The sequence below is a fragment of the Acidithiobacillus sp. IBUN Pt1247-S3 genome (assembly GCF_041146875.1).
In the GTDB taxonomy this organism is placed as follows: Bacteria; Pseudomonadota; Gammaproteobacteria; order Acidithiobacillales; family Acidithiobacillaceae; genus Igneacidithiobacillus.
In genome coordinates this window covers 24553-50491 of record NZ_JBFRXP010000018.1, presented here as the reverse complement: position 1 = coordinate 50491, position 25939 = coordinate 24553, and the positions used below count along the sequence as shown (strand labels likewise).

The 25939-nt window shown below is 59.3% G+C and carries 26 protein-coding genes; 10 read left to right on the top strand and 16 right to left on the bottom strand.

The genetic code is table 11. From position 1 onward, the window contains the following. Positions 1–7: 7 nt before the first annotated feature. From AB4090_RS12000 to dnaA, 5 genes are all read right to left on the bottom strand, one after another. A complete protein-coding gene (locus AB4090_RS12000) occupies positions 8–3481 on the bottom strand; it encodes an FAD-dependent oxidoreductase (protein WP_369574117.1) in 3474 nt (1157 codons plus the stop codon). 59 nt (positions 3482–3540) lie between these two features. Beyond that, positions 3541–5940, bottom strand: coding sequence for a DNA topoisomerase (ATP-hydrolyzing) subunit B (gene gyrB / locus AB4090_RS11995; protein ID WP_369574116.1), 2400 nt, complete (start codon positions 5938–5940; stop codon positions 3541–3543). After that, on the bottom strand, positions 5924–6982 hold the full coding sequence (locus AB4090_RS11990) for a DNA replication/repair protein RecF (protein ID WP_369574128.1): 1059 nt from the start codon (positions 6980–6982) through the stop codon (positions 5924–5926). The genes gyrB and AB4090_RS11990 overlap by 17 nt, the downstream gene beginning before the upstream one ends. Then, positions 6982–8079, bottom strand: a complete 1098-nt coding sequence (gene dnaN, locus AB4090_RS11985) for a DNA polymerase III subunit beta (protein WP_369574115.1) — start codon at positions 8077–8079, stop codon at positions 6982–6984. The genes AB4090_RS11990 and dnaN overlap by 1 nt, the downstream gene beginning before the upstream one ends. A 241-nt stretch (positions 8080–8320) precedes the next feature. Beyond that, the gene (gene dnaA, locus AB4090_RS11980) at positions 8321–9655 is read right to left on the bottom strand and encodes a chromosomal replication initiator protein DnaA (RefSeq protein ID WP_369574114.1); all 1335 of its coding nucleotides are present in this window, start codon (positions 9653–9655) and stop codon (positions 8321–8323) included. 143 nt (positions 9656–9798) lie between these two features. Between dnaA and AB4090_RS11975 the strand changes: the two genes are divergently transcribed. Beyond that, positions 9799–10596: an SDR family oxidoreductase gene (locus tag AB4090_RS11975; RefSeq protein ID WP_369574113.1), complete on the top strand. Its 798-nt coding sequence runs from the start codon at positions 9799–9801 to the stop codon at positions 10594–10596. 228 nt (positions 10597–10824) lie between these two features. Here AB4090_RS11975 and AB4090_RS11970 read toward each other — a convergent pair whose 3' ends face one another. Further along, positions 10825–11556 (bottom strand): hypothetical protein, encoded by a 732-nt coding sequence (locus tag AB4090_RS11970; protein ID WP_369574112.1) that lies wholly within the window; start codon positions 11554–11556, stop codon positions 10825–10827. A gap of 61 nt (positions 11557–11617) precedes the next feature. Between AB4090_RS11970 and AB4090_RS11965 the strand changes: the two genes are divergently transcribed. From AB4090_RS11965 to AB4090_RS11945, 5 genes are read left to right on the top strand one after another with little or no spacing between them, the layout of a single operon-like run. Then, positions 11618–12403, top strand: coding sequence for a hydroxymethylpyrimidine/phosphomethylpyrimidine kinase (locus AB4090_RS11965; protein WP_369574111.1), 786 nt, complete (start codon positions 11618–11620; stop codon positions 12401–12403). Continuing rightward, positions 12400–13050 carry a thiamine phosphate synthase gene (gene thiE, locus AB4090_RS11960; RefSeq protein WP_369574110.1) on the top strand — a complete coding sequence of 217 codons (651 nt, stop codon included), beginning with the start codon at positions 12400–12402 and terminating at the stop codon, positions 13048–13050. The genes AB4090_RS11965 and thiE overlap by 4 nt, the downstream gene beginning before the upstream one ends. Next, complete coding sequence (gene hemL, locus AB4090_RS11955; RefSeq protein WP_369574109.1) at positions 13047–14324, top strand: glutamate-1-semialdehyde 2,1-aminomutase; 1278 nt, start codon at positions 13047–13049, stop codon at positions 14322–14324. Before thiE ends, hemL begins: the two co-directional genes overlap by 4 nt. A gap of 9 nt (positions 14325–14333) precedes the next feature. Continuing rightward, positions 14334–14729 carry an HIT family protein gene (locus AB4090_RS11950; RefSeq protein ID WP_369574108.1) on the top strand — a complete coding sequence of 132 codons (396 nt, stop codon included), beginning with the start codon at positions 14334–14336 and terminating at the stop codon, positions 14727–14729. Between the two features lie 3 nt (positions 14730–14732). Beyond that, positions 14733–15020 carry a ComEA family DNA-binding protein gene (locus tag AB4090_RS11945; protein WP_369574107.1) on the top strand — a complete coding sequence of 96 codons (288 nt, stop codon included), beginning with the start codon at positions 14733–14735 and terminating at the stop codon, positions 15018–15020. Between the two features lie 36 nt (positions 15021–15056). On the opposite strand, the gene AB4090_RS11940 is transcribed toward AB4090_RS11945, so the two are convergent. The 8 genes from AB4090_RS11940 to nadD form a co-directional block, all read right to left on the bottom strand. Next, entirely contained in the window at positions 15057–15890 is an 834-nt protein-coding gene (locus AB4090_RS11940) for a class I SAM-dependent methyltransferase (RefSeq protein ID WP_369574106.1), read from the bottom strand. 89 nt (positions 15891–15979) lie between these two features. Continuing rightward, positions 15980–17485 (bottom strand): ribonuclease G, encoded by a 1506-nt coding sequence (rng, locus tag AB4090_RS11935; RefSeq protein WP_369574105.1) that lies wholly within the window; start codon positions 17483–17485, stop codon positions 15980–15982. Beyond that, positions 17478–18068 (bottom strand): nucleoside triphosphate pyrophosphatase, encoded by a 591-nt coding sequence (locus AB4090_RS11930; protein ID WP_369574104.1) that lies wholly within the window; start codon positions 18066–18068, stop codon positions 17478–17480. The genes rng and AB4090_RS11930 overlap by 8 nt, the downstream gene beginning before the upstream one ends. 4 nt (positions 18069–18072) lie before the next feature. Beyond that, on the bottom strand, positions 18073–18972 hold the full coding sequence (locus tag AB4090_RS11925; RefSeq protein ID WP_369574103.1) for a hypothetical protein: 900 nt from the start codon (positions 18970–18972) through the stop codon (positions 18073–18075). Beyond that, a complete protein-coding gene (locus AB4090_RS11920) occupies positions 18969–19403 on the bottom strand; it encodes a hypothetical protein (protein WP_369574102.1) in 435 nt (144 codons plus the stop codon). The genes AB4090_RS11925 and AB4090_RS11920 overlap by 4 nt, the downstream gene beginning before the upstream one ends. Next, positions 19397–19879 carry a 23S rRNA (pseudouridine(1915)-N(3))-methyltransferase RlmH gene (rlmH, locus tag AB4090_RS11915; RefSeq protein ID WP_369574101.1) on the bottom strand — a complete coding sequence of 161 codons (483 nt, stop codon included), beginning with the start codon at positions 19877–19879 and terminating at the stop codon, positions 19397–19399. The genes AB4090_RS11920 and rlmH overlap by 7 nt, the downstream gene beginning before the upstream one ends. 1 nt (position 19880) lies before the next feature. After that, on the bottom strand, positions 19881–20240 hold the full coding sequence (gene rsfS / locus AB4090_RS11910; RefSeq protein ID WP_369574100.1) for a ribosome silencing factor: 360 nt from the start codon (positions 20238–20240) through the stop codon (positions 19881–19883). Positions 20241–20258: 18 nt separating this feature from the next. After that, positions 20259–20903, bottom strand: a complete 645-nt coding sequence (gene nadD, locus AB4090_RS11905; RefSeq protein ID WP_369574099.1) for a nicotinate-nucleotide adenylyltransferase — start codon at positions 20901–20903, stop codon at positions 20259–20261. Positions 20904–21026: 123 nt separating this feature from the next. Between nadD and AB4090_RS11900 the strand changes: the two genes are divergently transcribed. From AB4090_RS11900 to AB4090_RS11885, 4 genes are all read left to right on the top strand, one after another. After that, complete coding sequence (locus AB4090_RS11900; protein ID WP_369574098.1) at positions 21027–22265, top strand: carbohydrate porin; 1239 nt, start codon at positions 21027–21029, stop codon at positions 22263–22265. Between the two features lie 89 nt (positions 22266–22354). Continuing rightward, positions 22355–23260, top strand: a complete 906-nt coding sequence (locus tag AB4090_RS11895; RefSeq protein WP_369574097.1) for a metal ABC transporter solute-binding protein, Zn/Mn family — start codon at positions 22355–22357, stop codon at positions 23258–23260. Positions 23261–23331: 71 nt separating this feature from the next. After that, complete coding sequence (locus tag AB4090_RS11890; RefSeq protein ID WP_369574096.1) at positions 23332–24153, top strand: mechanosensitive ion channel family protein; 822 nt, start codon at positions 23332–23334, stop codon at positions 24151–24153. Continuing rightward, positions 24153–25052: a lysophospholipid acyltransferase family protein gene (locus tag AB4090_RS11885; protein ID WP_369574095.1), complete on the top strand. Its 900-nt coding sequence runs from the start codon at positions 24153–24155 to the stop codon at positions 25050–25052. Before AB4090_RS11890 ends, AB4090_RS11885 begins: the two co-directional genes overlap by 1 nt. A 40-nt stretch (positions 25053–25092) precedes the next feature. On the opposite strand, the gene AB4090_RS11880 is transcribed toward AB4090_RS11885, so the two are convergent. Both AB4090_RS11880 and AB4090_RS11875 read right to left on the bottom strand, forming a co-directional pair. Then, on the bottom strand, positions 25093–25437 hold the full coding sequence (locus AB4090_RS11880) for a thiosulfate oxidation carrier complex protein SoxZ (RefSeq protein ID WP_369574094.1): 345 nt from the start codon (positions 25435–25437) through the stop codon (positions 25093–25095). Then, positions 25434–25928 (bottom strand): thiosulfate oxidation carrier protein SoxY, encoded by a 495-nt coding sequence (locus AB4090_RS11875; RefSeq protein ID WP_369574093.1) that lies wholly within the window; start codon positions 25926–25928, stop codon positions 25434–25436. The genes AB4090_RS11880 and AB4090_RS11875 overlap by 4 nt, the downstream gene beginning before the upstream one ends. Between the last annotated feature and the right edge of the window lie 11 nt (positions 25929–25939).

The window sequence follows — 25939 nt, the reverse complement described above, 5'->3', positions numbered from 1 at the left end:
TCGATTTTCAGGCGCGCTGCAGGACGTGATCCAGCCAGTGACTGGAAAGCCGCTCCAATAGGCGATTCTGCCCCTGCCGCGCAGTGAGGTTGTCGAGGTCGACCCAGGCCAGGGGTTGATCCTGGCCGGCGCAGGTGAAGACCGCCTGGGTGCGCTTGCCGGTTTCTGGATCGACTTGCCATTGCAGGCACTGGGCGCAAACGCCCTTGAGCATGCACTGCATGGGGCTACCGACGGTGGCAACGGCCTCGAGATGCGCCGGGAAACATTCGGCAAGATCGCCGCGCAATGCGCCCTGGAAGCCCTTGAGCAAACCCGTGGAACCCATAACCATGAGACGGTCGACCTGCTGCAAGGGAATACCATCACTGCCCTGCCCAGGGAGCTGCCCCGCGGCATAATCGCGCAGCAACTGCACCATGTCAGCGGCCTCGACACTCAGGTCTTGCGGGCGCCGCGCCTGGATTTTCGGGCCGCGGGCAGTACACCAAAGGATCTGATCGGCCGCCGCCTCGAGTTCGTCCTGATGATCCAGTTCGCTTGCTTGCGCGAAGGCAGCCACATACAGCACGCGATTGCCGGCAGCACGCAGGGCCGGGCCGATGTCGAGCATCACCGCTGCGCCCCAGCGCCCGGCCACCACGGCAATGGTCTTGCCCTGCGAGATATCCGTAGGCGCCCCCGTCGGCCCCATGAGCAGGACGGGATCACCTTCCTGCAAGCGCCCGGCAATGCGCGGCGCGGTACCCCACTGCAAGACCATCAGGCGGATCAGGTCGCCTTCCACCCCTGCCCCGCTCACCGTCAATACCGGAATCTGCAGGCGCGTATCCTCGACTACCGGGCTACCGGTCTCAAAGCTTTGCAGGCGGAAGAACTGACCGGGTTGGAAGTTTTGCGCCGCCGCCGGGGCCTCGACCCAGAGTTCACAAACCGCAGGGTTACTGCGGTCGATGCGGCGAATACGGGCACTGAGCCGCGCCGCCAGGAGTTCCTGAAAAGCGGGCAGATCACTCCGTGGCGCCGGCGGCAGAATCTCCATCGCCGCTAAGACGTCAGGATAACTGCGCTTCGCCGAGGCAATGGCCTTGACCACGCTACCGTGGTAGACCGGATGGGTATCGCCGATAAAGCTCACCCGATGCCCAACACCATCATGATAGGAGGTGAAAGGCCCAGGCTCCGGGGATTTGCAGTGCTCCGCCACCTGTACTTCCTGCACACTGCGGTCACGATGCGCCAGATGCGGTTGAAAGTGATCGCCATCGAGCTGCAAGGTGCCCGGATATTCGCGCTCATAAATGGTATTGGGCACGGTCCCTGCCGCCACGAAGACCCCACGCGCGGGCAAACGCAGTTCCTCGCTCGTCGCCACCCAGCGTCCGTCCTCTTCGCGCAGCTTGCGAAAGACCATCGCCTCGACATGTCCGTAGTTGTCGAGATCGGCGCGCAGGGGATCGGCGCCTTCCTGATAAAAGAGCCCCTCTTCCATGGCCTTGATCAGTTCTTCGTGGTTACGCGTATAGGCAGGGGACTGGCGCATACCCTTGCGATACGCCAAGGTGACACCGCCCCAGGCGTGCAATAACGGAATAAAGTTCGGCGTCTCGTTGGCACCTGCGGCACGCTCGCGCTCGGCGCGTACCGCCCGGCCATGGGCGAGGAATTCGTCGAGGATACCGGCATCTTCTTCCGATAGGCCGGCACGCAGCTTTTCTTCGCCGATTTCTGGCAGGAGCGCTTCGTAGCGCGCCAGGACCTTCTCCACCTGACGGATATAGTAGGCCTGCACCTCGGTGGCGGTATCGACTGCCGTCAGGCCACCGCCGATGACGACGGCGGGCAGGCGCACCTGTAGATTGGCAAGACTACTCTGTTTTCCCGCACCGGTGAGCTGCAAGGCCATGAGGAAGTCGCTGGCCTGGCGCATACCACGCGCGAGACTTCCGGGCAGCGACAGCACGCGCGGCAGACCAGCGCCAGTGGCCAGACAGACATGGTCAAAGCCCAATTCCCAGGCATCTTCCAAGCGCAGGGTACCGCCCAGACGTACGCCGCCAAAGATCTGAAAACCGGGGCGGCGCAGGAGACCCAGGTAGATGAGTTTGAGAAAGTTTTTATCCCAGCGCACGGTGATGCCGTATTCCGCCACCCCGCCAAAGCCGAGCAGGATACGCTCGTCGAGGTCTTCCTGTAGCGCTGCCCAGTCACGCACCGGCGCCGTCTGCAAAGACTGCGGCAAAGGTTCGATCTTGAGACCATCCACCCCCACCACCGTACAGCCAGCCTGCAACAGATGATGCGCCATAGTGAAGCCCGCGGGCCCCATACCGGCAACCAAGACCTTACGCCCGTTGTCGCTGGCCGCAACGAACTGCTCCTGGCGTAGCGGATTCCAGCGCGTCAGCAGGTCGTAGATTTCCACACCCAGGGGCAAAGCCAGCACGTCGGTAAGGATGCGCGTCTCAACCTGGGGGATATTGACCGGGTCCTGCTTCTGGTACACGCAGCCCTTCATACAATCATTACAAATGCGGTGACCCGTAGCCGGCACCATAGGGTTGTCGACCATGATCATTGCTAGCGCGGCAATGCTGAAGCCGTCGCGACGCAGGATCTGCATCTCGGAGATCTTTTCTTCTAAAGGACAGCCAGTCAGGGTGACGCCCAAGGGATCGACCTTGAAGCCCAGTTCTGGCACGCCCTTCTTCTCGGGGAAACCGCGCGAGCAAAAATCACCATCGTGGTCGTGGCAATAGAGACAGTAATGCACTTCGCTCTGCACGCTGCGCAGGTCCATACGCAGATCAGTCAGGTGAAAAGCGTCGCGGCGACGCCAATGGTTGGGGTCGGAGGCCAAGGGATGATCGGCGCGCGCGGCACGCAGCAAGGGTACCAGCTGCTCATGATCCAGGCGCTCGGGCAGGCGGAAACTCGACCAGCCCGTGACCGCACGCCTGGCAGAGGGGTCGCTCAGGGCCAGGGCGCACCATTGCGTCAAGCGCTGGATCGGATCGGCATGCGTGGCCTCATCCGCCAACCAACCCATGCCGAGACGGGCGATGGACCATTCCCGATCAGCGGCGGGCAGGGCGGCAGCATGGATCTGCTCATCCAGCCAGATCTGCAAATCGGCAAAGCTCGCCGTATATTCACCACGAAAACGGCGACCACGGCGCAAGACGTACTGCTTTTTGAAATCCATGACCACGTCCTGGTCGCGGACGCTGTCCTGCAATTTCTGATTTTCCAAGACCACGGCAAAGAATTCTGCCAGGAACTGCTCCAGGTGCGGAGCGAGGGCAAGCAATAGCGCACTGCGCTCTTGCCCCTCTTGCGCGGCATGCCCGGCGCGATGATCGAGTAAGCGCTTGGCCAAGTCGGCGTCGCGCGCGCGCAGCGCATCGATAAAGGCCGCATCCAGGCGTTGCGTCGTTTCCGCCTGCAAATATTCGGAAAATGCAAAATCACTCAGCTTCAATACAAGTACTCCCTGCTCACCCCGCCGGCAGAAGCCGGCCATTTTGCCCCGCTCCGCGCTTAGATGTCGAGTCGCGAAACGTAACGGGCATTTTCTTCGATAAAACGACGACGTGGCTCCACGGCATCGCCCATGAGCATGGAGAAGACTTCATCGGCGGCGATGGCATCTTCCACATCCACCCGCACCAGGCGCCGATTCTCGGCATTCATGGTGGTCTCCCAGAGCTGTTCCGGGTTCATCTCGCCGAGACCCTTGTAGCGTTGGATCTCCACGCCGCGCCGGGCATCGCTGAGCAGCCATTGCATGGCCTCGCGGAAGCGCCGCACATTGCTGCCGCGTTCGCCACGCTCGATACGCGCACCCTGCCCGAGGCCCGCCTCCACTTCAGCAGCGTATTTGCGCAGGTGACGAAAATCGCTACTGGCAAAGAACTGACTATCGAGATAGCGCTGCTCGCGGCTGCCATGGAAGTGACGGTTAAGCAGAAGACGTGGATCCTCGGCGCTGCCTAACCACTCGAGCTGCCAGTTCTCACCGGCCAAGGCCGTCTGCGCCAATTCCACCGCCAGGGCCTCGGCGTAGGCCGCCCATTCGCCATCTGTGGCTGCCTCTACTGGCGCGGGCACGCTCGCCATCGCCCAGAGCAGAGGCTGGGGATAGCGGCGTTCCAGGCGCGTCACCAAGGCATCAATGCTTTGATACTGGCGCATCATGGCGGCAAGGGACTCGGCCTCGACGCTGCTCTCTTTGTCGGCGTGGAAGCTTGCCCCCTGCATGGCCAGCTCGCGCAAATAGGCCGCGAGCTCGTTATCGTCCTTGATATAGCGCTCGTCACGCCCTTTTTTGACCTTATAGAGCGGCGGCTGGGCGATGTAGACATGACCACGCTCCACCAGCTCGGCCATTTGCCGATAAAAAAAGGTGAGCAAGAGGGTGCGGATATGGCTGCCATCGACGTCGGCATCGGTCATGATGATGACGCGGTGATAGCGCAGCTTGGCGACGTCAAAATCCTCCTTGCCAATGCCGGTGCCGAGGGCGGTAATCAGGGTGCCGATCTCGTCGGAAGAAAGCATGCGGTCGAAACGTGCGCGCTCGACATTGAGGATCTTACCCTTGAGGGGGAGGATGGCTTGGTGCCGACGATCACGCCCCTGTTTAGCCGAGCCACCGGCGGAATCGCCCTCGACCAGATAGATCTCACACTTGGCTGGGTCTTTTTCCTGACAATCGGCGAGTTTGCCCGGCAGGTTGGCAACATCCAAGGCCCCCTTGCGCCGCGTCAGTTCGCGCGCCTTGCGCGCCGCCTCGCGCGCCCGCGCCGCTTCGATAATCTTGGCGGCAATGGCCTGCGCCTCTTTCGGATGTTCATCGAGGAAGATAGTCAGGGCCTCGGTCATCGACGACTCAACGATTGGCTTGACCTCGCTCGACACCAGTTTTTCCTTGGTCTGGGACGAGAACTTGGGGTCCGGAACCTTGACCGAAAGCACCGCCGTCAGGCCCTCGCGCGCATCGTCGCCAGTGGCGGCAATCTTGGCCTTGGCGAGTAAGCCCTCGCGCTCCATGTACTGGTTCAGGGTACGGGTGAGGGCGCCGCGCAGACCGGCCAGATGGGTGCCACCATCGGCCTGGGGGATGTTATTGGTAAAGCAGAGCACGGTCTCGCTATAACTATCGCTCCATTGCAGTGCCGCCTCTACCGTCACGCCATCACGTTCCCCGGTCAGGGTAATGATGGACGGATGGATGGCCGTGCGGTTGCGATTGAGATGTTCGACAAAGGCGCGGATGCCGCCCTCGTAATGGAAATTTTCTTCGCGCCCGTCACCGCGTTCGTCGACCAGGCGAATGCGCGCCCCGGAGTTGAGGAAGGCCAGTTCGCGCAGGCGCTTGGCAAGGATCTCGAAATGAAAACGGGTGAGGGCAAAGATCTCCGGCGAGGGCAGGAAGCGGATCTCGGTACCACGTTTGCGCGATGCCTCTCCCTGACTCAGCGGTGCCACCGGCTCGCCATCACGGTATTCCTGGTTCCAGACATGGCCATCGCGCTGAATACGCAGGCGCAGCCAGCTCGACAGCGCATTGACCACCGAAACCCCGACACCGTGTAAACCACCCGACACCTTGTAGGCATTATCGTCAAATTTACCGCCGGCATGCAGAACGGTCATGATCACTTCCGCCGCCGAGCGTCCCTCCTCGGCATGGATATCTACCGGAATACCGCGCCCATTGTCGGTCACACTCAGGGATTCATCCTCATGAATGGTGACGACGATCTGGTCACAATAGCCCGCCAGGGATTCATCGATGGCATTATCGACCACCTCGAAGACCATGTGATGCAGGCCACTGCCATCATCGGTATCGCCAATGTACATGCCCGGGCGTTTCCGTACCGCCTCGAGGCCACGCAAAACCTGAATGCTGGAAGAATCATAATTTTTCGTCATTGCTTTCCTCGATCAATCGACCTGCATGCAGGTAAAAAATGGCGCCGCCGGGCTCCGTCGGGATTTCGGTACTGGCAGCAAAAATCTGGGTTTGCAGGGCCTGGAGTTCCTGCATCCACCACTGGCGTGCGTGAGTATCCAGCTCGGCGGCAAAATCGTCGATAAGGATCACCGGTAGGGCAGCGCCAGCGTCGCGCTGTACGGCAATCTGTGCCAAACGAAAAGCAATGCCGAGCAGACGCAGTTGCCCGCGCGACAACTGCTCCGCCGCTGCGCGGCCCTGCGCCCGAAACTGCAAGCGAGCACGGTGAGCACCGCTGTGGGTGTAGGCAAATTGCCGATCGATGGCCAAATCCCGTTCCAGGGCCTCGGCAAGATCCCCTGTCCAGCCCGGATGCAGGACGAAATCAACGGCTTGCTCCGCTTGCGGGCTCGCCGCCCAGATGCCTTGAAAATGCCCTTGCAGGGTGTTGATATGGGCGGTGCGCTGTTCCTGGATCCGTGTACCCAGGCCAATCACTGCTGCATTCCACGGCTGCGGGTTCAATCCCTGGCGTAAGGCGGCGTTGCGTTGTTTAAGAGCGTGCCGATATTCGCGCAGACTGCTGCCATAGCGACGATCGGCGTAATACAGCCCCCAGTCGAGGATACGACGACGTTCTTCTGCAGTTGCCGAGACAAAATGCGCATTACCCTCATGCCAAGCTTGCAAGGGCAGGGCCTCGAGTAATTCCCAGGCGCTGTGAATGCGCTCGCCATCGCGCGCGATTTCCCGTTCTTCTCCCTGCCGACGCATACCGATAAAACTGGCGCTACTGTCGTTCAGACGCGCGCCCAGACGATAATGCTCGCTGCCTTCGCGAATCAGTTGTCGCTGCCCACGCCGCCAGCTCTGGCCGCTGGCCAAGAGGTGCAGGGCCTCGAGTACCGTACTCTTACCCACGCCATTGGCACCGATCAGCCAGTTCCAGCCCGGCTGCGGGCGCATGCGGAGCTGGGCAATGCTGCGCAGATTTTCGATCTGTAGCTCCACTACGGGCATCACAAGCGGATGGGCATGACGATGTACAGGGGATTATCGCTTTCCTGGCTGCGGATCAGGGCACTGCTGCCACTATCGCGAACCTGGATCAACAGTTGCTCGTCAACAAAGATATTTTGTACATCGAGAAGATACCGGGTATTGAAGGCAATTTCCGTAGGCTTACCGTCCAGAGCAGCGGGCACGCTGATTTCGCCTTCCTCCTGGTCTTCGTTGCGGCTGCGCAGCACAATCTCTTCGCGCTGGAATTGCAGGGTACAAGCGGGATTTTTGTCACTGGCAATGACGTCGATTTGTTGCAAAGCGGTCTTCAAGCTCTGTCGATCGACAACGCATTGGGTCGGATGACCAACGGGAATGACGCGACGATAGTCAGGATAATTGGCATCCACCAAGCGACTGGCAAACTGCTGCTGCCGTTGCTGCATACGGCAACCCTGTTCGTCAAAGTGCCAGGCGATATCTCCCGCGCTTACGATACGCAAAAGTTCCAATACCGCCTTGCGTGGCAGAATGCCTTGGTACGCCGTGGCCTCGGTAGCATGGGCAAAGGGGATCTCCATGCGTGCCAGCCGATGCCCATCCGTAGCGACGAGACGCATCTTCTGCCCGCCAATTTCGACAAAAACACCATTGAGAAAATGGCGGGTGTCATTGTGCGCCATGGCGGTAGCCGCTACGGATAAGGCTCGTTGGAAGTCTTCGCCGTCGCAATTGCCGGATAAGCGCGCGGTCCGTTCCTCCATGATCGGAAAATCCTGGGCAGACAGGGTAGGTAGAGTAAAACGGGCGGAACTGGCGCGTACGGTGAGGCGCTCGCCATCCTTGTGCAGAAGGATCTCGCTGCCATCGGCCAGGGTGCGACAAATGTCGTAGAGCTTGCGTGCTGGAATGGCACTTTGCCCGGCTTCTTCTACCGCGAGCTCCAGTTCTCCCAGGAGCTGGATTTCGGAGTCCGTAGCAACGAGCTGAATGCCTGTTTCTGTAGTACGCAGCAGCAGATGCGACAAGATCGCCTGGACCGGTCGGCGATCGGCAATGTTGGCCATGGCGGCAAGGAGGGGCAGGATCTCATCTTTCTGCACACGAAGTTTCATCGGGTTCTCTCCCAAGAGAATAATAAATTTTCTTTCTTTTTCTTATTATGATTATTAAGGGCAAAATTGCCTGTGGATAATACGCCTAAATTTTTGACGTTGTTATAGATCGGGCATCGGCTGGAGGGATGGGATGCCTGTGGATAAGTCGGTATCATCGGGGATGATTCTGCCCATCGATTCCATCCCCAAGCCAGTACCGGACTTGTTCTGGGGTTTACCCACAGCTTATTCCTGACGCTCATCCGCCCAGTACCCGCAGGATGTTGTTGTAATCCTCGGCGACCTGGGAGTCGCTTTGCCGCAGTTTTTCGATCTGCCGGCAGGCATGCAAGACTGTGGTATGGTCACGGCCGCCAAAGGCCTCGCCAATCTCTGGCAGGCTATACGAGGTGAGTTCCTTGGTTAGGGCCATAGCGATTTGCCGCGGTCGTGCGATGTTGCGGCTGCGGCGTTTGGACTGCATTTCCGAGCCGCGAATGTGGAAATACTCAGCCACCACCTTTTGGATATTGTCCAAGCTGATCATGCGCTTCTGGACATCGATCAGGTCGCGCAGGGCCGCGCGTGCAGTCTCGACCGTGTAGGGCTTACGCGTGAAATTGACGTGGGCAATGACGCGGCGCAGTGCGCCTTCCAGTTCGCGCACATGCGAGCGAATCTTCTCAGCAATGAAGAAGGCGACTTCGTGGGGTAGATTGATCCCTGCCTCTTCCGCCTTGCACAATACGATAGCCATCCGCGTTTCCAGATCATGAGGTTCGATGGCCACCGTCAGGCCCCAGCCAAAACGGGATTTTAGGCGTTCCTCCAGGCCCTCGACCTCCTTTGGATAGCGATCGCAGGTGATGATGATCTGCCGACCGCCGTCGAAAAGGGCATTGAAGGTATGAAAGAACTCCTCCTGCGTGCGGTCCTTGTTGGCAAAGAACTGGATGTCGTCGATGAGCAGTGCGTCAAGCTTGCGATAACGCTGTTTGAATTCGGCGGTGCTGTTGTGTTGCAGGGCGCGCACCATATCCATAACGAAGCCCTCAGAGCTGATGTAGAGGATCTTCGCTTGTGGCTTGCTACGCAGGATTTCGTTGCCGACGGCATGCATGAGATGGGTTTTGCCAAGTCCCACCCCGCCATAGATGTAGAGAGGGTTATAGGACTTTCCTGGATGTTCCGCCACCTGCCGCGCCGCAGCCACGGCGAGTTGGTTCGACTTGCCCTCGACATAGGCCTGAAAGGTAAAGCCAGTGTTGAGGTGATGGCCGTTGAGGCGGCGTTCTGGTACTGCTACGGGTTTTTCTTTGCCAACCGGAGCGGGCGCCTCGTGGAGGGCGATGCGCAGGAACAAACCCGGAAGGATTTCGCCCAGTTCTTTTTCCAGCAGTTCGCGGTAATGGTTTTGCACACGATCGCGCACGAAACTATTGGGCGCGAGGAGCAGCAGCTCCTCGGCGTGTAACTCGGCCTGCAAGGGTCGCAGCCAGGTGTTGTACTGTTGCGCGGACACCAACATTTCCATGCGGACGCTCAGGGCGCTCCACAGCGCGGCTCCGTCCTGGCTTGCTGTTTCGTTACTCATGGGGTCCTTGTCACGGATGCTTGTACATTTCCGCGCAGCGCGCAGCGCGCTACGCTACCCTTCAACATCACTGCACGAGTATACGCCAAGCCCCTTTTTCTCGCCAGTGAAGCCCTTCCCTGTCATCCTTAGGAGATTGTTTCGTGAACTTTTTTTCGCTACCTGTGCGACCCCCCGGAGCAATCGTCATTACGGGTGCGGGGAGCGGTATTGGCGCGGCGCTGGCGCGCTGCTACGCCCAACCGGGGCAGTTGTTTTTGCTCCTCGGTCGACGCCAAACTCCGCTTGAGCAAGTAGCAGTCGAGCTACGCCAGGCGGGGGCGGAGGTAGAACTGGCGGCGGTCGACGTGCGCGATGCCGAAGCCTTGCAGCGGATAGCCGCCGATTTTGCAAAGCGGCGCGGCCCGGTCGCGCTTCTTGTTGCCAATGCCGGAGTCAGTATCGGTAGTTCGGCTGAGCTGGTGGAAGATTGCGCGGTATTTGCTGAGGTCATTACTACCAACCTTCTCGGCATGCACTACAGCATCAACGCATTTTTGCCCTATCTTCCAGCGCGGGCGCAGGTGGTGGGCATTGGCAGTGTGGCGGGGTTTCGCGGTTTGCCCGGCGCTGCAGCCTATGCCGCTTCCAAGGCCGCGGTAGCCGTATATCTGGAAAGCCTGCGCCTGGATCTCCGTGCGCGGCAGATTGGCGTCACTTGTATTGCCCCAGGTCTCATCGCTACGCCAATGACGGCGGATAACCCGTATCCAATGCCCTGGCTTATGCCCGTGGCGCGGGCGGCACGGCAGATGCAGCGCGGCATCGATCGCGGCCGGCGTTTTCTCGTGCTGCCGTGGCAGATGCGCTGGCTGAGTTTGCTGTTGCGCATCTTGCCCAGTGGCGTCTATGAACGCCTTTGGCCACGCCATCTGGCATCCAAGCCGCGTCGCGTTGATTAGTTTTCCACAACCCAGTGATGGAGAGTTTGCGCGACATTCTTCCAGATGCTTCTGCGGGATATCTTATAACGCGTTGGTTTATAGCAGTTAATTTATGAAAAACTGATTACCATTGGGGTCGTCGTCAAAAAATCATCATTGACAGAACCCCTATACCGATTTCATCCACAAAGTTATCCACAAGAAAACGCCCCCAAGTGGGGGCGTGTGTGGTGTCCGGTTCCCTTCTCAAGCAGCAAGTCGTGGCTTGAGTACCCAGAGCTGGATCAGGCTCAGGAACATTTCCAGAAGCGCGACGGGGCAGGATAGGGCACCACCAATCAATACCAACCAGACGAAAGCGGGGTTTTGATGGGTGAGGAACCAGCCGGCGAAATCGACGGTCATGGCGATGAAGGGCAGAATGATGAGCACATATTTGGGTGCCGCCGGAAAGCGTGCCTTGCTGAAGATCCAGCCGGCAATCCAGAAGATTACCCCAAGCATGGTTAGATGGATCATGCCATTGAGGAGCATGGTGTTGACGCTCATGCCGGTATCGACCTGGGCAACTTTCTTGACGTCGTCATAGCTTGCCAGGGGTGGATTGTGCAGCACCTTGGTCATGGCAACGCTGTGACATTTCAGACAGTTGCCAGCGATCAGCGGCTGGATACTGCTCGCATATTCCTGTTTGCTTTCGCCATTGGCAATCCAATGGTTCACCGCTTCGGTCATCTTTGGCTGCTCGCTGGCCGGCATCCCGGCAAAGCCCATCATCCGCGGCAATGCCGCTTGTATGGTGGAAGAACTGCGGTTGCCATAGTAATGCTGGGTCACCGCCTGTACCGTGAGCCCGTTCTTGCCGCCGACGGTGACGTAGACGTAAGCCTCGGCCACCAACAGTCCCAAACCGACCAGGAAAATGAAGCCAGTGTGGACCAATTTTTCTGCTATACTCAGCTCCGGCAATTGCCGCATAGTGAAAACCTCCCTTTTTGTTTTTCACCTCCGATTGCAAGCAAATATCCTGCCGAGATTTATGTCCAACCCAACTCCCTCATCGCGTCCCATAGTCCTCAGCATCGCCGGTGCCGATCCTAGCTCTGGGGCGGGGCTGCAGGCGGATCTCCTGACCGGCGCCGCACTCGGAGTGCACGTCTGCACCGCGCTTACCGCCTGGACGGTGCAGGACTCGCGCGGCGTGCAGCGCGTGCAGGTACTCGATGCCGCCGACACCCGCACACAGATAGACGTTCTGCTTGCAGATTTTCCCATTGCTGCCATCAAGATCGGCCTGATCGGCTCGTTGCCAATGGCACAGATGCTGCGCGAGTTTCTCCTAGCCCATCGCCATCTGCCGCTGGTGCTCGACCCGATCTGGCGAGCGGGCGGTGGCCAAGAGCTGGCGGGCGACGCGCTCTATGCGTTTGTGCGCGATGAACTTCTGCCCCTTGCCCACATTGCCACCCCCAATCTCCCCGAGGCCTTGCAGCTAACTGGGGCGGACAGTGCGGATATCGCGGCCAGCAACTGGCCCGGCGATTGGCTCTTGATCAGCGATGGACACGGTAGTGCTGCACAACTCGATAATCGCCTTTATCAGCGCGGGACGTTGCACGCGCGCTACCCGCAAGCACGTCTGCCGGGTAGCTATCATGGCACCGGTTGTACCCTCTCTACCGCCATCGCCGCCGGTCTCGCCTGTGCCAAGCCGTTGCCGGACGCTGTGGCGGCAGCCCTTGCCTTTACTCATACGGCGGTCGAGCACGCCTATCAGCTGGGGCATGGGCAGTCTTTTCCCGATCGCTTGCAGGTGCGCCCATGACCCGCCAGCGCGAGCGTATTCATGGCCTTTACGGTATTACGGACAGCGGATTGATGCTTGGTCCGGCATTACTGGAAAAGGCCGAGGTGGCTCTGCGCGCCGGCCTGCGCCTGCTCCAGTACCGCGACAAAGGCCCGGATGACGCCCGCCGCCAGCGTGAGGCCGCGGCGCTCCTGGCGCTCTGTGAGCACTATGATGCGTTGCTGGTGATCAATGACGACCCCGATCTTACCCACCGGATCGGCGCGAAGGCGATCCATGTAGGAGAAGAAGATGCTGGCATCGCCGATCTGCGTGCCATTCTCGGGCCGGATGTGCTCATCGGCGTGTCCTGCTACAACGATCTGGCGCGTGCCGACCGGCTGGCGGCCGCTGGCGCCGATTATCTGGCCTTTGGTGCCGTCTACCCCTCGCCGACCAAGCCGCAGGCGCGGCACGCGGCGCTTTCCCTCTTTACTGCCGCGCGCCCCCTGGAGCTGCCGCTGGTAGCCATTGGCGGCATCACACAGGATAATGTCGCGGACGTCGCTGCGGCGGGCGCCGATGCCGCGGCGGTAATTTCCGCCCTCTTCGGGGCAGCGGATGTCGCTGCCGCCACCCAGCGCCTGCAAGCGCCCTTTCGTCGCCAGATAGAGGAGACACCATGACCAGTAACGCCGAGCTCTTTGCCGCTTCCCAGCGCCGCATTCCTGGCGGGGTCAATTCGCCGGTACGCGCGTTTCGCGGTGTGGGTGGTGACCCTCTCTTCATCGCCCGCGCCGAAGGCCCCTACCTCTGGGATGTCGAAGGGCGCCGCTATATCGATTATGTGGGTTCTTGGGGGCCGATGATCCACGGTCACGCCCATCCGGAAATCCTCGCCGCGGTGGCTGCAGAGATGCAAAAGGGCCTGAGTTTTGGTGCGCCTACCGCCATCGAATTGGAACTGGCGGAAACTGTCTGTGCCCTGATGCCCAATATGGAGATGCTGCGCATGACCTGTAGCGGCACCGAGGCGGTGATGACCGCCATTCGTCTGGCACGCGGCTATACTGGGCGGGAGCGCATCATCAAATTTGAAGGTAACTACCACGGCCACAGCGACAGTCTGCTGGTGAAAGCCGGCTCTGGCGCTCTCACCCTGGGGCAGCCGTCGAGCGCCGGGGTGCCGGTGGAGCTAACCCGCGAGACCCTGGTCTTGCCCTACAACGAGCTTGATGCCGTCGCGGCAGCGATGGCGGAGCAGGGCGACAAGATCGCGGCGATCATTGTCGAGCCCATTGCCGGGAACATGGGCTGTGTGCCGCCACTGCCGGGCTTTCTGGATGGCCTGCGCAGCCTCTGCGATGCCCACGGCAGCCTGTTGATTCTCGATGAAGTGATGACCGGCTTCCGCGTCGCCCCGGGTGGCGCCCAGGAGATCTACGGCATCCGTCCAGACATTACTACCCTGGGCAAGATCATTGGTGGAGGCTTGCCAGTGGGCGCCGTTGGTGGCAGTCGCGAGCTTATGGAGCACCTGGCCCCCAACGGGCCGGTCTACCAGGCGGGCACCCTGGCCGGTAACCCGCTAGCCATGGCCGCGGGTCTGCGTACCTTGCAGTTGCTGCAAGTGCCGGGCTTTCATCAGCGCCTCGCGGCACAGACGGAAAAACTCTGTGCGGGGCTGGCGCGGGTGGCCGAAGAGGCGGGCGTGCCGCTCTTTATCACCCAGGTTCCGGGCATGATTGGGCTGTTTTTCACGGCCGGGCCGGTGCAGACCTTTCAGGACGTCATGGGCGCCGATAAGGAACGCTACGGACGCTTCTTCCACTCCCTCCTCGCCGAAGGCGTCTACCTTGCCCCCAGCGCCTACGAGGCCGGCTTTCTCTCCGCCGCCCATGATGACCGTATCATCGACACCACCATCAGTGCTGCGCGCAAGGCGCTGAAGCAACTCTAAGGAGCCCCCATGACGACACTGTTCAGCAAGATCATCCGCGGCGAGATCCCCGCCGAAAAGATCCTCGAAAACGACCAGTACCTGGCCTTTCTCGATATTCGTCCGATCCGGCCCGGCCACACCCTGGTCATCCCCAAGATCGAGCATGACTATATCTTTACCCTCGACGACGCGACCCTCGCCGGTCTCCTGCCCTTTGCGAAGCGCGTCGTGCCGGCCCTGGAAAAGGCCACCGGTTGTCTGCGCGTGGGGGTGATGGTAGCCGGCCTGGAGGTTCCGCATACCCATGTGCATCTAATCCCGATGACCGCCATCAGCGATCTGAACTTTGCCCTGGCGCGCGACAGCAGCGCGGAAGATCGTGCCGCCATGGGAACGCAGATCCGCGCCGCCCTGGGCGGCTGATTCATGCGTCGGGTGGGCGTTGCTCTGCTCCTCCTGCTGGTAACAGGCGCGGCCTGGGCGGGAGGCAAGAAGCCGGCAAACTGCCCGGAGCAGATCGACATCAACCATGCCGATGCCAGCACCCTGCGCTGCCTGCGTGGTGTGGGGGAAAAGCGCGCTGATGCCATTGTCGCGTACCGCGATGCCCACGGGCCGTTCACTGGTCCCATGGGGGTAGCTGCGGTACTCGGGGAAAAAATCGCCCTGCGCCTACGCTCGCGCCTTCAGGTAGGTAACAGCGAGTTGCCCTAGGGCTCTGGAGAGTGTTAAGAAAAGCCGGAACGGACCTTAATCAGACGCGATAGCATAAAATGTTGTCATGTCATTCCATATTCCATCTTTCGTATGGAGTGTCTCCATTTCCCGTTCGTAATCCTGGCGAACTTGTGAAAGTTGTTCTTGCGTTAGACACGCAAGTGGATGGGGAAATTGTCCAGGCGCTGGATATGATGTGCTGATCCAAGATTTTTTTGCATCTTCCAGGCTAATGAAACAACCATAGTTTTCTGTTTTTACCTCAATATTTTTGAATCCGGACAGCTCCAGAAGCGTTCGGCATTTTTTTGCGGTTCCTGTTATGTTGTTCATCTCATAATTCACACCATAATTTCGCAGGACCGACTGCGCTACAACACCGTTAATAAAAGAATTTTCTGAAAATGCATTAAAACAAACCTTGCCGCCTACATTTAGAAATTTTTTCCAGTGCGTTAGTGTGGCAACAATGTTCGTCATGAGAACAAGGGCAGAACTGCAAAAAATGAAGTCAAACGAGCCTGAACTATGATCAATGTTTTCGCCATCCATGACTTCAAAACAAATATTTCCCATTCCATGACCGGGTATTTTTGATTTTGCCTTATTAATCATATATTCAGAAATATCGATACCAATTACGGTGCCATCTGGTACGACTTTTGACGCCGCGTAAAATGCCAGCATTCCAGTCCCGGTAGCAACATCAAGAACCCTTGACCCTGGACGTATTCCAGAAAGATCAACAAGATTTTTACAAATTAGCTCATGCCATGCGCTATTTTCGCTGCTATCATATGTTTTGCTGCGGCTGGAATATATATCTGAAACACTTTTCTTATATAAATCGGCTTTATTTTTTTGCATATTGCTTAGGCCTCAAGAATTTTCAGCTTCACGTTTTTTCACTACCCAATTACATGATGCCTCGTTACACAATCCCATAAACCATGCCCTTACAAAAAAACGATATCATACTGTTCTTGGGTGTAGGTACTTTCCGCCTGGACCTTGATGGGGCGGCCGATGAATTCTTCCAGGGCAGCGAGGCTGGTGCTTTCTTCGTCCAGTAATTTATCCACCACCTGCGGCGAGGCAAGGACAATAAAGCGCTCGGCGGGATAAGCGCGGGTCTCGCGGACAATTTCGCGCAGGATCTCATAACACAGGGTTTCTGCGGTCTTCAAAAATCCCCGCCCCTGGCAATATGGGCAGGGCTCACAGAGGATCTGGCGTAGGCTTTCGCGGGTACGCTTGCGCGTCATTTCCACCAACCCTAGTGCGGAGATTTGGGTGATGGTGCAGCGCGTGCGATCGCTCTGCAGGGACTTTTCCAGAGTACGGTGCACGCGGCGCTTATGCTCCTCGTTGTCCATGTCGATGAAATCGATGATCACCATACCGCCAATATTGCGTAAACGCAGTTGCCGGGCGATGGCGGCGGCAGCTTCGAGATTGGTCTTGAGGATCGTCTCTTCCTGATTGCGGCGGCCGACGAAGGCACCGGTGTTCACGTCTACCGTGGTTAGCGCTTCGGTTTGGTCGATGATCAGGTAGGCACCGGATTTGAGCGTGACGCGGCTTTCCAGGGCGTGCTCGATTTCGTCCTCGACGTTGTAGAGGTCGAAGATGGGCCGTTCACCGGCGTAATGCTCGATACGCTCGGTAACCTCGGGTATTACCTCGCGGCAGAATTGCCGCGCCGCCTCATAGGCCTCGCGGCTGTCGATACGCACCCGTTGGATATCGTCGGACATCACATCGCGCATGACACGCAGGGCGAGATTCAGATCCTCGTGAATCAGTTGCGGCGCCCGACTTTGGCGGAGATCCTCCTGCACGTTTTGCCAGAGGCGCTGCAAAAACCGCAGATCACTGCGAAAATCCTCGGCGCCCATGCCCTCAGCGAGGGTGCGAATGATAAAACCGCCGGTCTCCTCCTCCGGGAGCAGCTCCTTCAGTAGATCTTTCAGGCGGCTGCGTTCCTCGGGCGAGTCGATGCGGCTGGATACGCCAATGCGCGGCGAGTATGGCATATACACCAGATAGCGCCCCGGTAGGGTGATGCGTGTCGATAGGCGCGCACCCTTGCTACCCACGGGGTCTTTGATTACCTGCACGAGGATTTCCTGCCCCTCATGCAGCAGGGTCGAGACACTGCGCAGGTCATGGAGGTTGATACTACGCGTTTCGATATCTGTCTCACCTTCCTGCTGCAGTTCCTCCTCGCTTTCCGCGCCCTGGATATCGGCGGCATGCAAAAACGCCGTGCGCTCGAGTCCCACATCAATAAAGGCCGCCTGCATGCCCGGTAACACGCGGCGCACGATACCCTTGTAGATGTTGCCGACCAAGCCGCGATGGCCACTACGCTCTACCTGCAGTTCCTGCAATACGCCGTTGTCTACCAGGGCAACGCGGATCTCCTGCGGAGTGACATTGATCAGTAGTTCTTCACTCATGGATTGCCTGCAATTTGGGGGATGAAAGACCCAGTTCGTGGAGGTATGTCGCCGTCTCTGCTAAGGGTAGGCCCATCACCGCGGAGTAGGAACCGCGCAGGCTACGCACGAATACGGCGCCGAGGCCCTGGATGGCATAGCCGCCCGCTTTGTCCTGCGGTTCGCCACTGGCCCAATAAGCGTGCGCCTCGGCAGAAGAAATGCTACGCAGGTAGACGGCATTGCGCGACAGGATCTGTCGTATCCGGCTGCCGTCCGTAATCGCTACCGCAGTAAGCACCTGATGCCAGCGCCCACCGAGCGCGCGGTAATTTTGCTCGGCCTCGGTATAATCCGCTGGCTTGCCGAAGACCTGATCGCCCAAGCAGACCAGGGTGTCGGCGCCGAGCACTAGGGCGTCTTCGTCGGCCCGCAGGGCGGATTCTGCCTTCTCCCGCGCTAGACGGCGGACGAGATGCCTGGGACTCTCGCCAGCATGGCGGGACTCATCAATACTCGTCGGACGCAGTTCGGGGGTGTAACCAAGCTGTGCGAGCAGTTCCCGTCGGCGTGGCGAGGCCGACGCGAGGACCAGTTTGGGCATACGCTCAGGAGCCGCTGGGTAAGAGGATCTGTGCCATACCGCTGGCGACCCCGGAGCCTGAGGCCAAGGCAAGACGGGAGTCTGGAATTCCTGCCTGGCGCAAGCCCTGCAAGATCGCCTCCGCGCGCTGGGTGGCGAGATTCAGTCCGCCAGGTTGCCCGGAAACGCGTACCAGAATTTGCGCTGCGGTGATTCCCTTGAGCGTGCCAGCGACGGCGCGCAGGCGCTGCTTGCCATTAGCAGAAAGTTGCTGATCCCCGGCGAACAATCCGGTTACGGGCATATTCAGCTCGGTGCCATATTTGCCCTGGTGCAAATCACCGTAGGCCGCCAGTGCTTGCATTGGCGCGGGCGCTGCGGCAACGGTTGGCGCCGGGAAGCTGGGAGCAACGGCCGGACTGCTACTGCTGCTCGGTGCTGTGCTCGGTTGCATCGTCGCGAGGCTCTGCTCCTCTTGTTGCAGCGTCTCTTTCTGCTGCTGGATTTCTTGTTTCAGGCGGGCCGTGCGGGCACCTTGCATGGTGTGGTTTGCCAGCTGCTGGCGCAATTGCGCGTACTCCGCCTGCAGAGACTGGTATTTTTGATTCAATGTTGCTAATTCGTGCGTCAGCCGTTCTTTCTCCTGGCCACCACTTGCTGCAGTCTGCGCCTCGCGCAGGCCATGCAGCCGGGCCTCGAAGATGGCCTTGTCGACCGCGAAAAGGGGTGGGTTCACCTGATCTGCCGTCATCTGCTGTAAGTCTCGTTGCAGATTTGCGGACTGCTGTGGACTCAAGTCATGCGATTTCTGCAGGCTCTGCGTTTGCGCATAGGCGCGTTGCAACGCCGCAGTAGTACTTGTATCGGCCCAGGCGAGGGCGGGTAAGAAGAGAAGCGTGGCGGCAAGCAGGCTGCGGCGAATCATGGGTTCGTCTCCTGAAGCTGCTGACGGGTGGCAGCAATTTTTTCCTGAAGGCTGGCAATCCGTCCTTGCAGATCGCGAAGTTGTCCTTTGATTTGTTGGTTGCCGTCGTTCGCCGGGCTCTGATTCAAGCGCTGCTGAATGTTATCGAGGCGAATGCGGGCCAGCTCCGTTTGCCGCTCGGCAAAGAGATAGTCGCCACGTTGCTGCGCCGCGTTTGCCGCCGCCAGAGCTTTGCGCGCCGGCTCCAATTGCTGCGTGGGTACCTGTGGGGACAGGGAGAAAATGTGGATGCGCGCCGCCTGCACGGCAATGGCGTTGCTACTGCTTTGCTGCGGCGTGGGCACCACCATCTGCGCGCAGGCGCTGAGCCCCAGACTCAAGGTGACGACCAAGCCTAGTCTGGGCAAGACACGTTGATAAAGCTTCACCATCCACTCTCCTCTCCGCCACGATGATAGGGCAGGCCCGCCCGGATGCTCCGGGCCCGATACAACTGTTCGGCGAGCACCACTCGCACTACGGGATGTGCCAGGGTCAATGCCGATAGCGACCAGCGCCAATGCGGCCGCAGCTCGGGATCAATCCCATCGGGGCCGCCAATCCATAGGGTTACGTCCTGATGATGGTTGATCCAAGTGTCCATTTTCTGCGCCAGTTCCTCGCTGCGCAAGGCTCGACCCTGGACCTCTAGGGCGACGATCTCGCTATCTTTGAGGGTGCTGGCGAGAAGTCGTTCACCTTCTTCCCGTCGCCAGCGGGCGGGATCGCACTGGCGTCCGCGCTTGGCCAAGGGCAGACTGCGCCACTCCAACTGCACCGGGGCGGGAATCCGTCGGCGATATTCCTCGACCGCCGTCTCTACCCAGTCCGGCATGCGGGTCCCCAAAGCGAGGACCAACAAGCGCACGCTAGCCCTCGTTGCCCTGGCTACGCACCTTGGGCAGCTCGCCCCAAAGCCGCTCGATCTGATAGAAGTCGCGGGTTTCCGGTCGCATCAAATGCACTACCACGTCGCCCAGATCCACCAGCATCCAGTCGCTACCCGAGGCGCCTTCCTTACCGAGAGGCCGCACGCCCTGGCCGCGCGCCTTGTCGATGACGGCATCGGCGAGGGCACGAAGCTGCCGGTCGGAGTTACCGGAGGCAACAATCAGGTAATCGGTAATGTCAGTTTGCTGACGAACGTCGATGCTTTGGATGTCGATGGCCTTGTGTTCATCGAGGGCGGCGATACTGAGATCGCGCAGGCTTTCGGGGGTGATGAGCAAGATGAGTGATCCTCCGGGTTACGCTTCGTGGTAGAGCCGATGTTCGGTAATATAATCCAAGACCGCGTTTGGCAACAAAAAACGCGCGCTGCGACCGGCAGCGAGCAGGCTGCGAATATGGCTAGCGGAAATCTCTAGTGCGGTGACGGTATGAAAGGCGATCTTGCCGGCGGGCGTCCTGTGCAGTTGCGCGAGTTCGTCCACCCGCCGTTGATAGAGCGCCTGCCGCAGGCCTTCCGGCAGTTCCGCCATCGGCCAGCCGGGCCGGCCAATGACGACCAAGTGGGTGAGTTCGAGGATGTTTTCCCAGTCGCGCCAGGTGTCGAAGCGCAAGAAGGCATCCATGCCAATTACCATGGCCAGAAACCCTTCGGGGTTCTGTCGGCGCAACTCGTGCACGGTCTCGATGGTATAGGAGGGACCGCTTTGTTCCACTTCGAAGGCGAGTACCTCGATCCCCGGCGCCTGGGAGGCAGCCGCCCGCGCCATGGCCAGACGATGTTCCGCCGGCGCCCAAGGGCTACCGCGATGCGGTGGGTCACCCGCCGGAATGAGGGTGGCCTGCTCCATCCCCAAGGCCTCGCGTACCTCTTCCAAAGCACGCAGGTGTCCGTAGTGAATGGGATCGAAGGTACCGCCAAGAAAAAGACTAGTTTTCTGCATAATTGCAGTGTAGAGGATGGCGTAGGGTTGTGGAAAGCGCAGATAAATAAGAATGAGAATCGTTATTGACTTAGAAAAGAAGGTTTGGCATAGTGACGCCGTTCTTCCTGATGAGAGCGTTTCATGAAGTTCAAAACCTTTTCTTTTCTCACCTTTTTTATGAGTGGCTCCAGTCTTGCGTCCGGATTGCCGGGACCGGGTGCCGACTCGCCAATTCCCGTTCAGAATGGCATCGCGCCACGCTATCTGACGGATTTTCAACACATCGGCCAAGGGCTGTCCTGGTCGGCACACTTGGATACCGAGCTCTTTGCCAACCTCGCCGGTGGCATTCGCCAGGGCACCGCCAGCACCAGCGCCGGCCAGCTCGGCCTACAATGGAATACCAATAAGGCCGGTGTTTGGCCGGGGGGGCTGTTTACCGCTTCTGCTTTCGGTATTTATAGCTCGGCAGAGGATACGGCCTACAGCGGTGACCTGCAGACCGCGAGCAACATCTACGCGCCCTCGGCCATACGTCTGTACGAGCTCAACTATCGTCAGCAATGGACGGATTGGTTGGCTACCCGAGTCGGCTACACGGATTTCAATCTCTACTTTGATGTCGCCAGCAATGCCCTGCAGTTGCTCAACGGTTCCTTTGGCCTGGACCCCAGCCTCTCTGGCAACGTCCCGGCGTTGCCTACCTACCCGTATTCCGGGCTCGGTTTTATCGTCCATACCTATGGGGGCAACTGGAGCAGTAAAGCGGCGATCTTTCAGGGGGATGCTGTACATCAGTACCAAGGCGTTTTTGATCGTGGTTACTTTGCCATCTGGGAGGGTGCCCTGCACTGGGGGCACGAGGAAGGCGAAGATGCCGATGATGATACCGACGAGTACGGCCAGTATGTGTTCAAGGTCGGTGCTTGGCATTACCGCCAGCCGCGTGCCCCCGCTTTCGATTTGAGCCCAACGACGAACGGTGTTTATGGCATTGTCGAGGCCCATTGGCAGATTGCCGGTGCCGAGCTGGCGCCCTTTCTGCAATGGGGCAAGGCCTTTGGGCGGGAAAATCTCGTTCCCTGGTATTTGGGGGCGGGAGCGCGCCTGAGTCATTTCCTGCCCGCACGTCCCGATGATGCCCTCTCCTTCGGTATGGCGCGCGCGGCACTGCGGCCGGGAGTCGTTGCCGCGGGTTTCGAGGATGAAGAGCAGCCCGCGGCCATTTACCCGGCCGAGACCAGTTACGAGCTGACCTATGTTGCCAAGCTCAACGACTATCTGAGCCTGCAGCCCGACTTGCAGTACATCGTCCATCCCAATGGCGTATATCCAAACGCTACTGTTGGCTTGTTACGCTTGCACCTGGAGTTTTTTTGATGTGTGCACTTGGGCGCACATGGCTTGACAGCAAGAGAGCGACGCATGAAACTGATGCAACCAAGTTGCATTTTACGGAGAGCGCTGCAATGTCTGTTCCCCTTCGTCGTTCACTGGCCATCGGCCTTGCCTGCAGCGCCCTTTTTGCTGGTGTTGCCCATGCTGCCGGCAGCATCCGCGCCGTTGGTGTCGAAAATGAATATGCCAATGTCATCAGTCAGATTGGCGGCGAATATGTGCAAGTGCGCGCCATCGAGAGCAATCCCAATACCGATCCGCATACCTTTGAGGCCAGTCCGGCCATCGCCCGCGAGATGGCAGCGGCGCAGTTGGTAGTGCGCAACGGGCTCGGGTACGACACCTGGGCAAAGAAAATTCTGGCGGCCAACCCCAGCCAGGCGCGTAAGGTGATTGTGGTGCAGGATCTGCTGGGCCTGCCGGAAAATACCCGCAACCCGCACCTCTGGTACAAACCGGAAACTATGCCCAAGGTGGCGGCAGCAGTGGCCGATGCGCTCAGCAGCATGATGCCCGAGCACCGCGCCTATTTTGCCGCGCGAGTGAAGCGCTTTGATGCTTCTCTTCGGCCTTGGTACGAGGGGCTGGCGGCATTCAAAAAGCAATATCCGAACACCCCGGTGGCGGTGACGGAACCGGTAGCAGATTACATGCTAGAGGCGGCGGGTTGCGAGATCAAAACGCCTTGGTCCTTGCAGGCGGCCATCATGAACGGCACCGACCCAGCGCCGCAGGATGTCAGTAAGCAAAATGCTTTGCTTGGCCAGCGGCAGGTCAAGGTCTTTCTATACAATCAGCAGGTTACTGATAGCCTGACGCAATCTTTTCTGGCCACTGCCAAACAGGCCAAAGTCCCGGTGGTGGGGGTCTACGAGACCATGCCTACGGGCTACGACTACCAGCGCTGGATGATGGCAGAACTCAACGCCTTGCGGGCGGCTGTTAGCAAAGGAACATCGACTACCGTTTTACATTGATCCCCCGGCGCCTTGCCATCGGCGCCGTCAGCCTCTAGGCTCCTTGGATCGAATTCTGCGGTGCTATTTTTATGTCCCTTTCCCAATTTGCATGGATTCCCTCCTGGTCGATGGCCATCCACGACCGCCTGTGGACCTGGGTAGGCCATATCGCTGCCGCCCTATTGGTGTTGGTGATTGGGTTGTGGCTGGCGCGTTGGTTGGGGCGCCTGAGCGCACGCACCCTGGAGCGCGTGCACCACGACCTCACCGTGGCGCGCTTTCTCGAATCTCTCATCAAAATCGTACTGTATATCGTTGTCGTCGTTGCGGCTCTCGGACAATTGGGGGTGCAGACGACCTCCCTGTTGGCCATTCTGGGTGCGGCTGGCTTAGCTATCGGTCTTGCTCTGCAGAAGTCACTGGCGGATTTTGCGGCGGGGGTGTTGTTGCTTGTGCTGCGCCCCTATCAGGTAGGAGACAGCATTGAGGTGGCGGGAGTTTCTGGGACGGTCGAGCGTATTCATCTCTTTCAAAGCGTCATCACCAGCCCGGATAATCGACAGCTCTATGTGCCTAACAGCAAAGTATTAAGTGAGGTTCTTACCAATAGTTCGATCCATGGCCAGCGTCGCATCGACCTTCTACTGACGCTAACCCCCAAGGCAGACTTGCAGCGTGCCAAGCAAATTCTTGCTGAGGTTGCTGCTGCCGATCTTCGCGTGCTGTCCGAACCAGCGTTGACCATCGGTGTACAGGATCTGACGGATTTGGGTGTGCAACTCTATGTGCGGCCTTGGGTAACGACAGCAGACTATACTTCCGCGCGCAGCGATATTCTCGAGACGATCAAATTACGCTTGGATGCCGAGGGTATCGAACTCGCCCAACGCCAGCCGACGGTGTTGCTCTGATGGCGAATGCGCGCCTGGATTCCTGGCTCGCGCTAGGGATCAGCAAACTACTTTGGTTGCTCGCGCACTCGCCCCGTTCGACGCGCGTATGGGTGGGGAATCGTCTGGGAGATTTGGCGCGGTTAGCGGTGCCCCGCGGAAGGCGGGTAGCGCGTACCAATCTTGCGCTCGCCTTTCCCGAGCTCGGTGCCAAACAGCGCCAGGCGCTGCTCTATCGCCACTTTCGCCAGCTTGGACAAGCCTTTATCGAGCTTGGGCCTCTGTGGTTCTGGCCCTTGCCCAAGAGCCTCGCTTTGATCCGTTCCGTGCAGGGTGCGGAGGCAGTGGATGCCGCCTTGGCCAAGGGCAACGGCGTGGTGCTGTTTACCGCGCATCTGGGCGCCTGGGAGGCAGCCGTGCAGTACATTGGCCAGCGCTGGCCGGTGACGGTGCTCTACATGCCAACGCGCAATGCCGCTATCAATGCGCAAATGGTCGCCGGGCGCGGGCGCAGCGGCGCACACCTGGTGGCTAAGGATGGTGGAATCCGCGGCCTGCTGCAGGCCCTGCAAAAGGGCGAAGTGGTGGGGGTGTTACCAGATCAGAATGTTGACCCGCGCGAGGGCGTCTTTGCCCCCTTTTTTGGTCGACCCGCCTGCACCACGCCACTTCTGGCGCGTCTCGCACAACGGCGGGGTAGCCCGGTATTCGGCCTCTTTGCGTATCGTTTATCCGCCGGCGAGGGCTTCGAGATCGAGATCGTGCCTTTGCCAGATGGCTTTCCTTCCGGTGATGACGAAGCCGACGCGGCGGCCATGAATGCCGCCCTGGAGGCGGCCATCCGCCGTGCGCCTGAGCAGTATTGGTGGGTACATCGCCGCTACAAAGACCCGGCCCCCGGTTGGGATTATCCCTATTGATCGCCTCTTGAAAAGCCCAAGATTGGCCATGCCCCCTTTTTTAATCGGTAACGCGCAGGCTCTTTTGACCGGAACTGGTGTGCCCCTGGTTGTTGCGCCAGCGCACCGTAACCAGACCGCTTTTTTCGGCACGTAGCGGTACGGCCAGATAGGGATTCGCGCTGCCCATACTGGAGCAATCGAAATGGCAGAAGGCTTTGCCATCGAAGGTAAAGGTCACCTCTTCGATGAAAATTTTCTTCCCTTCCGTCTCGTCTTGCGAGGGGTGCAGGATTAACGCCCGGATCTCGATGATCTCGCCTTTCTTCGCTTGTTTTGGAAGCCCGATCTGAACCTCGCCAAAATTGCGTGTCAGTCGACTACCCATATTGGCGAGTATGCTCATTGCGTCGCTCCCGTGCTCCGAATGCGTACCCCGTGCGGTTTGGCGGCGAGGATATCGCCGCGGTTGCTCTGTGCAATCACGCGCACCTGGCTGTCATGTAGGATCTTGATGCGCTGGTAGCAAGCGGCTTTGCCGTTAGCCGGACTGCAATGAAAGATGCTCGCCAACGGCGTGGGATTGTGATCGACGAGCAGATAGATACGGGCGATGTAGTCGTCGTCGCGCATGGGATGATCAACGGACACCGAGACCGGCACCGTGAGGGCATCGTCGACTTCCGCAGGTATCTGGACGTGCACCCGTTCAGATATCGTCAGGTCGCGCATTTGAAAGAGTTCTTGCAAGACCCGATCGACACTAGTGGCGGCGAAGGACTCCGCGGGCCAGCCTTGGGCATTGGCGGCGAGGGCGATGCGCGTGCCGATAAGCGATGCCCCGAGGGCGAGGCTGCTTCCCATCGCCGTGAGGCGCAGGAATTCCCTTTTGTGCATGATGTTCTCCG

Coding starts and splice junctions, on each gene's coding strand:
- AB4090_RS11880 (WP_369574094.1), bottom strand. CDS start 25,437: ATGAGCATACTCGCCAATATGGGTAGTCGACTGACACGCAATTTTGGC.
- hemL (WP_369574109.1), top strand. CDS start 13,047: ATGACCAGTAACGCCGAGCTCTTTGCCGCTTCCCAGCGCCGCATTCCT.
- thiE (WP_369574110.1), top strand. CDS start 12,400: ATGACCCGCCAGCGCGAGCGTATTCATGGCCTTTACGGTATTACGGAC.
- nadD (WP_369574099.1), bottom strand. CDS start 20,903: ATGCAGAAAACTAGTCTTTTTCTTGGCGGTACCTTCGATCCCATTCAC.
- AB4090_RS11900 (WP_369574098.1), top strand. CDS start 21,027: ATGAAGTTCAAAACCTTTTCTTTTCTCACCTTTTTTATGAGTGGCTCC.
- AB4090_RS11950 (WP_369574108.1), top strand. CDS start 14,334: ATGACGACACTGTTCAGCAAGATCATCCGCGGCGAGATCCCCGCCGAA.
- AB4090_RS11945 (WP_369574107.1), top strand. CDS start 14,733: ATGCGTCGGGTGGGCGTTGCTCTGCTCCTCCTGCTGGTAACAGGCGCG.
- dnaA (WP_369574114.1), bottom strand. CDS start 9,655: ATGAGTAACGAAACAGCAAGCCAGGACGGAGCCGCGCTGTGGAGCGCC.
- AB4090_RS11930 (WP_369574104.1), bottom strand. CDS start 18,068: ATGCCCAAACTGGTCCTCGCGTCGGCCTCGCCACGCCGACGGGAACTG.
- rng (WP_369574105.1), bottom strand. CDS start 17,485: ATGAGTGAAGAACTACTGATCAATGTCACTCCGCAGGAGATCCGCGTT.
- AB4090_RS11920 (WP_369574102.1), bottom strand. CDS start 19,403: ATGGTGAAGCTTTATCAACGTGTCTTGCCCAGACTAGGCTTGGTCGTC.
- AB4090_RS11970 (WP_369574112.1), bottom strand. CDS start 11,556: ATGCGGCAATTGCCGGAGCTGAGTATAGCAGAAAAATTGGTCCACACT.
- AB4090_RS11895 (WP_369574097.1), top strand. CDS start 22,355: ATGTCTGTTCCCCTTCGTCGTTCACTGGCCATCGGCCTTGCCTGCAGC.
- AB4090_RS11965 (WP_369574111.1), top strand. CDS start 11,618: ATGTCCAACCCAACTCCCTCATCGCGTCCCATAGTCCTCAGCATCGCC.
- AB4090_RS11990 (WP_369574128.1), bottom strand. CDS start 6,982: ATGCCCGTAGTGGAGCTACAGATCGAAAATCTGCGCAGCATTGCCCAG.
- gyrB (WP_369574116.1), bottom strand. CDS start 5,940: ATGACGAAAAATTATGATTCTTCCAGCATTCAGGTTTTGCGTGGCCTC.
- AB4090_RS11875 (WP_369574093.1), bottom strand. CDS start 25,928: ATGCACAAAAGGGAATTCCTGCGCCTCACGGCGATGGGAAGCAGCCTC.
- AB4090_RS11940 (WP_369574106.1), bottom strand. CDS start 15,890: ATGCAAAAAAATAAAGCCGATTTATATAAGAAAAGTGTTTCAGATATA.
- AB4090_RS11925 (WP_369574103.1), bottom strand. CDS start 18,972: ATGATTCGCCGCAGCCTGCTTGCCGCCACGCTTCTCTTCTTACCCGCC.
- AB4090_RS11890 (WP_369574096.1), top strand. CDS start 23,332: ATGTCCCTTTCCCAATTTGCATGGATTCCCTCCTGGTCGATGGCCATC.
- AB4090_RS11885 (WP_369574095.1), top strand. CDS start 24,153: ATGGCGAATGCGCGCCTGGATTCCTGGCTCGCGCTAGGGATCAGCAAA.
- dnaN (WP_369574115.1), bottom strand. CDS start 8,079: ATGAAACTTCGTGTGCAGAAAGATGAGATCCTGCCCCTCCTTGCCGCC.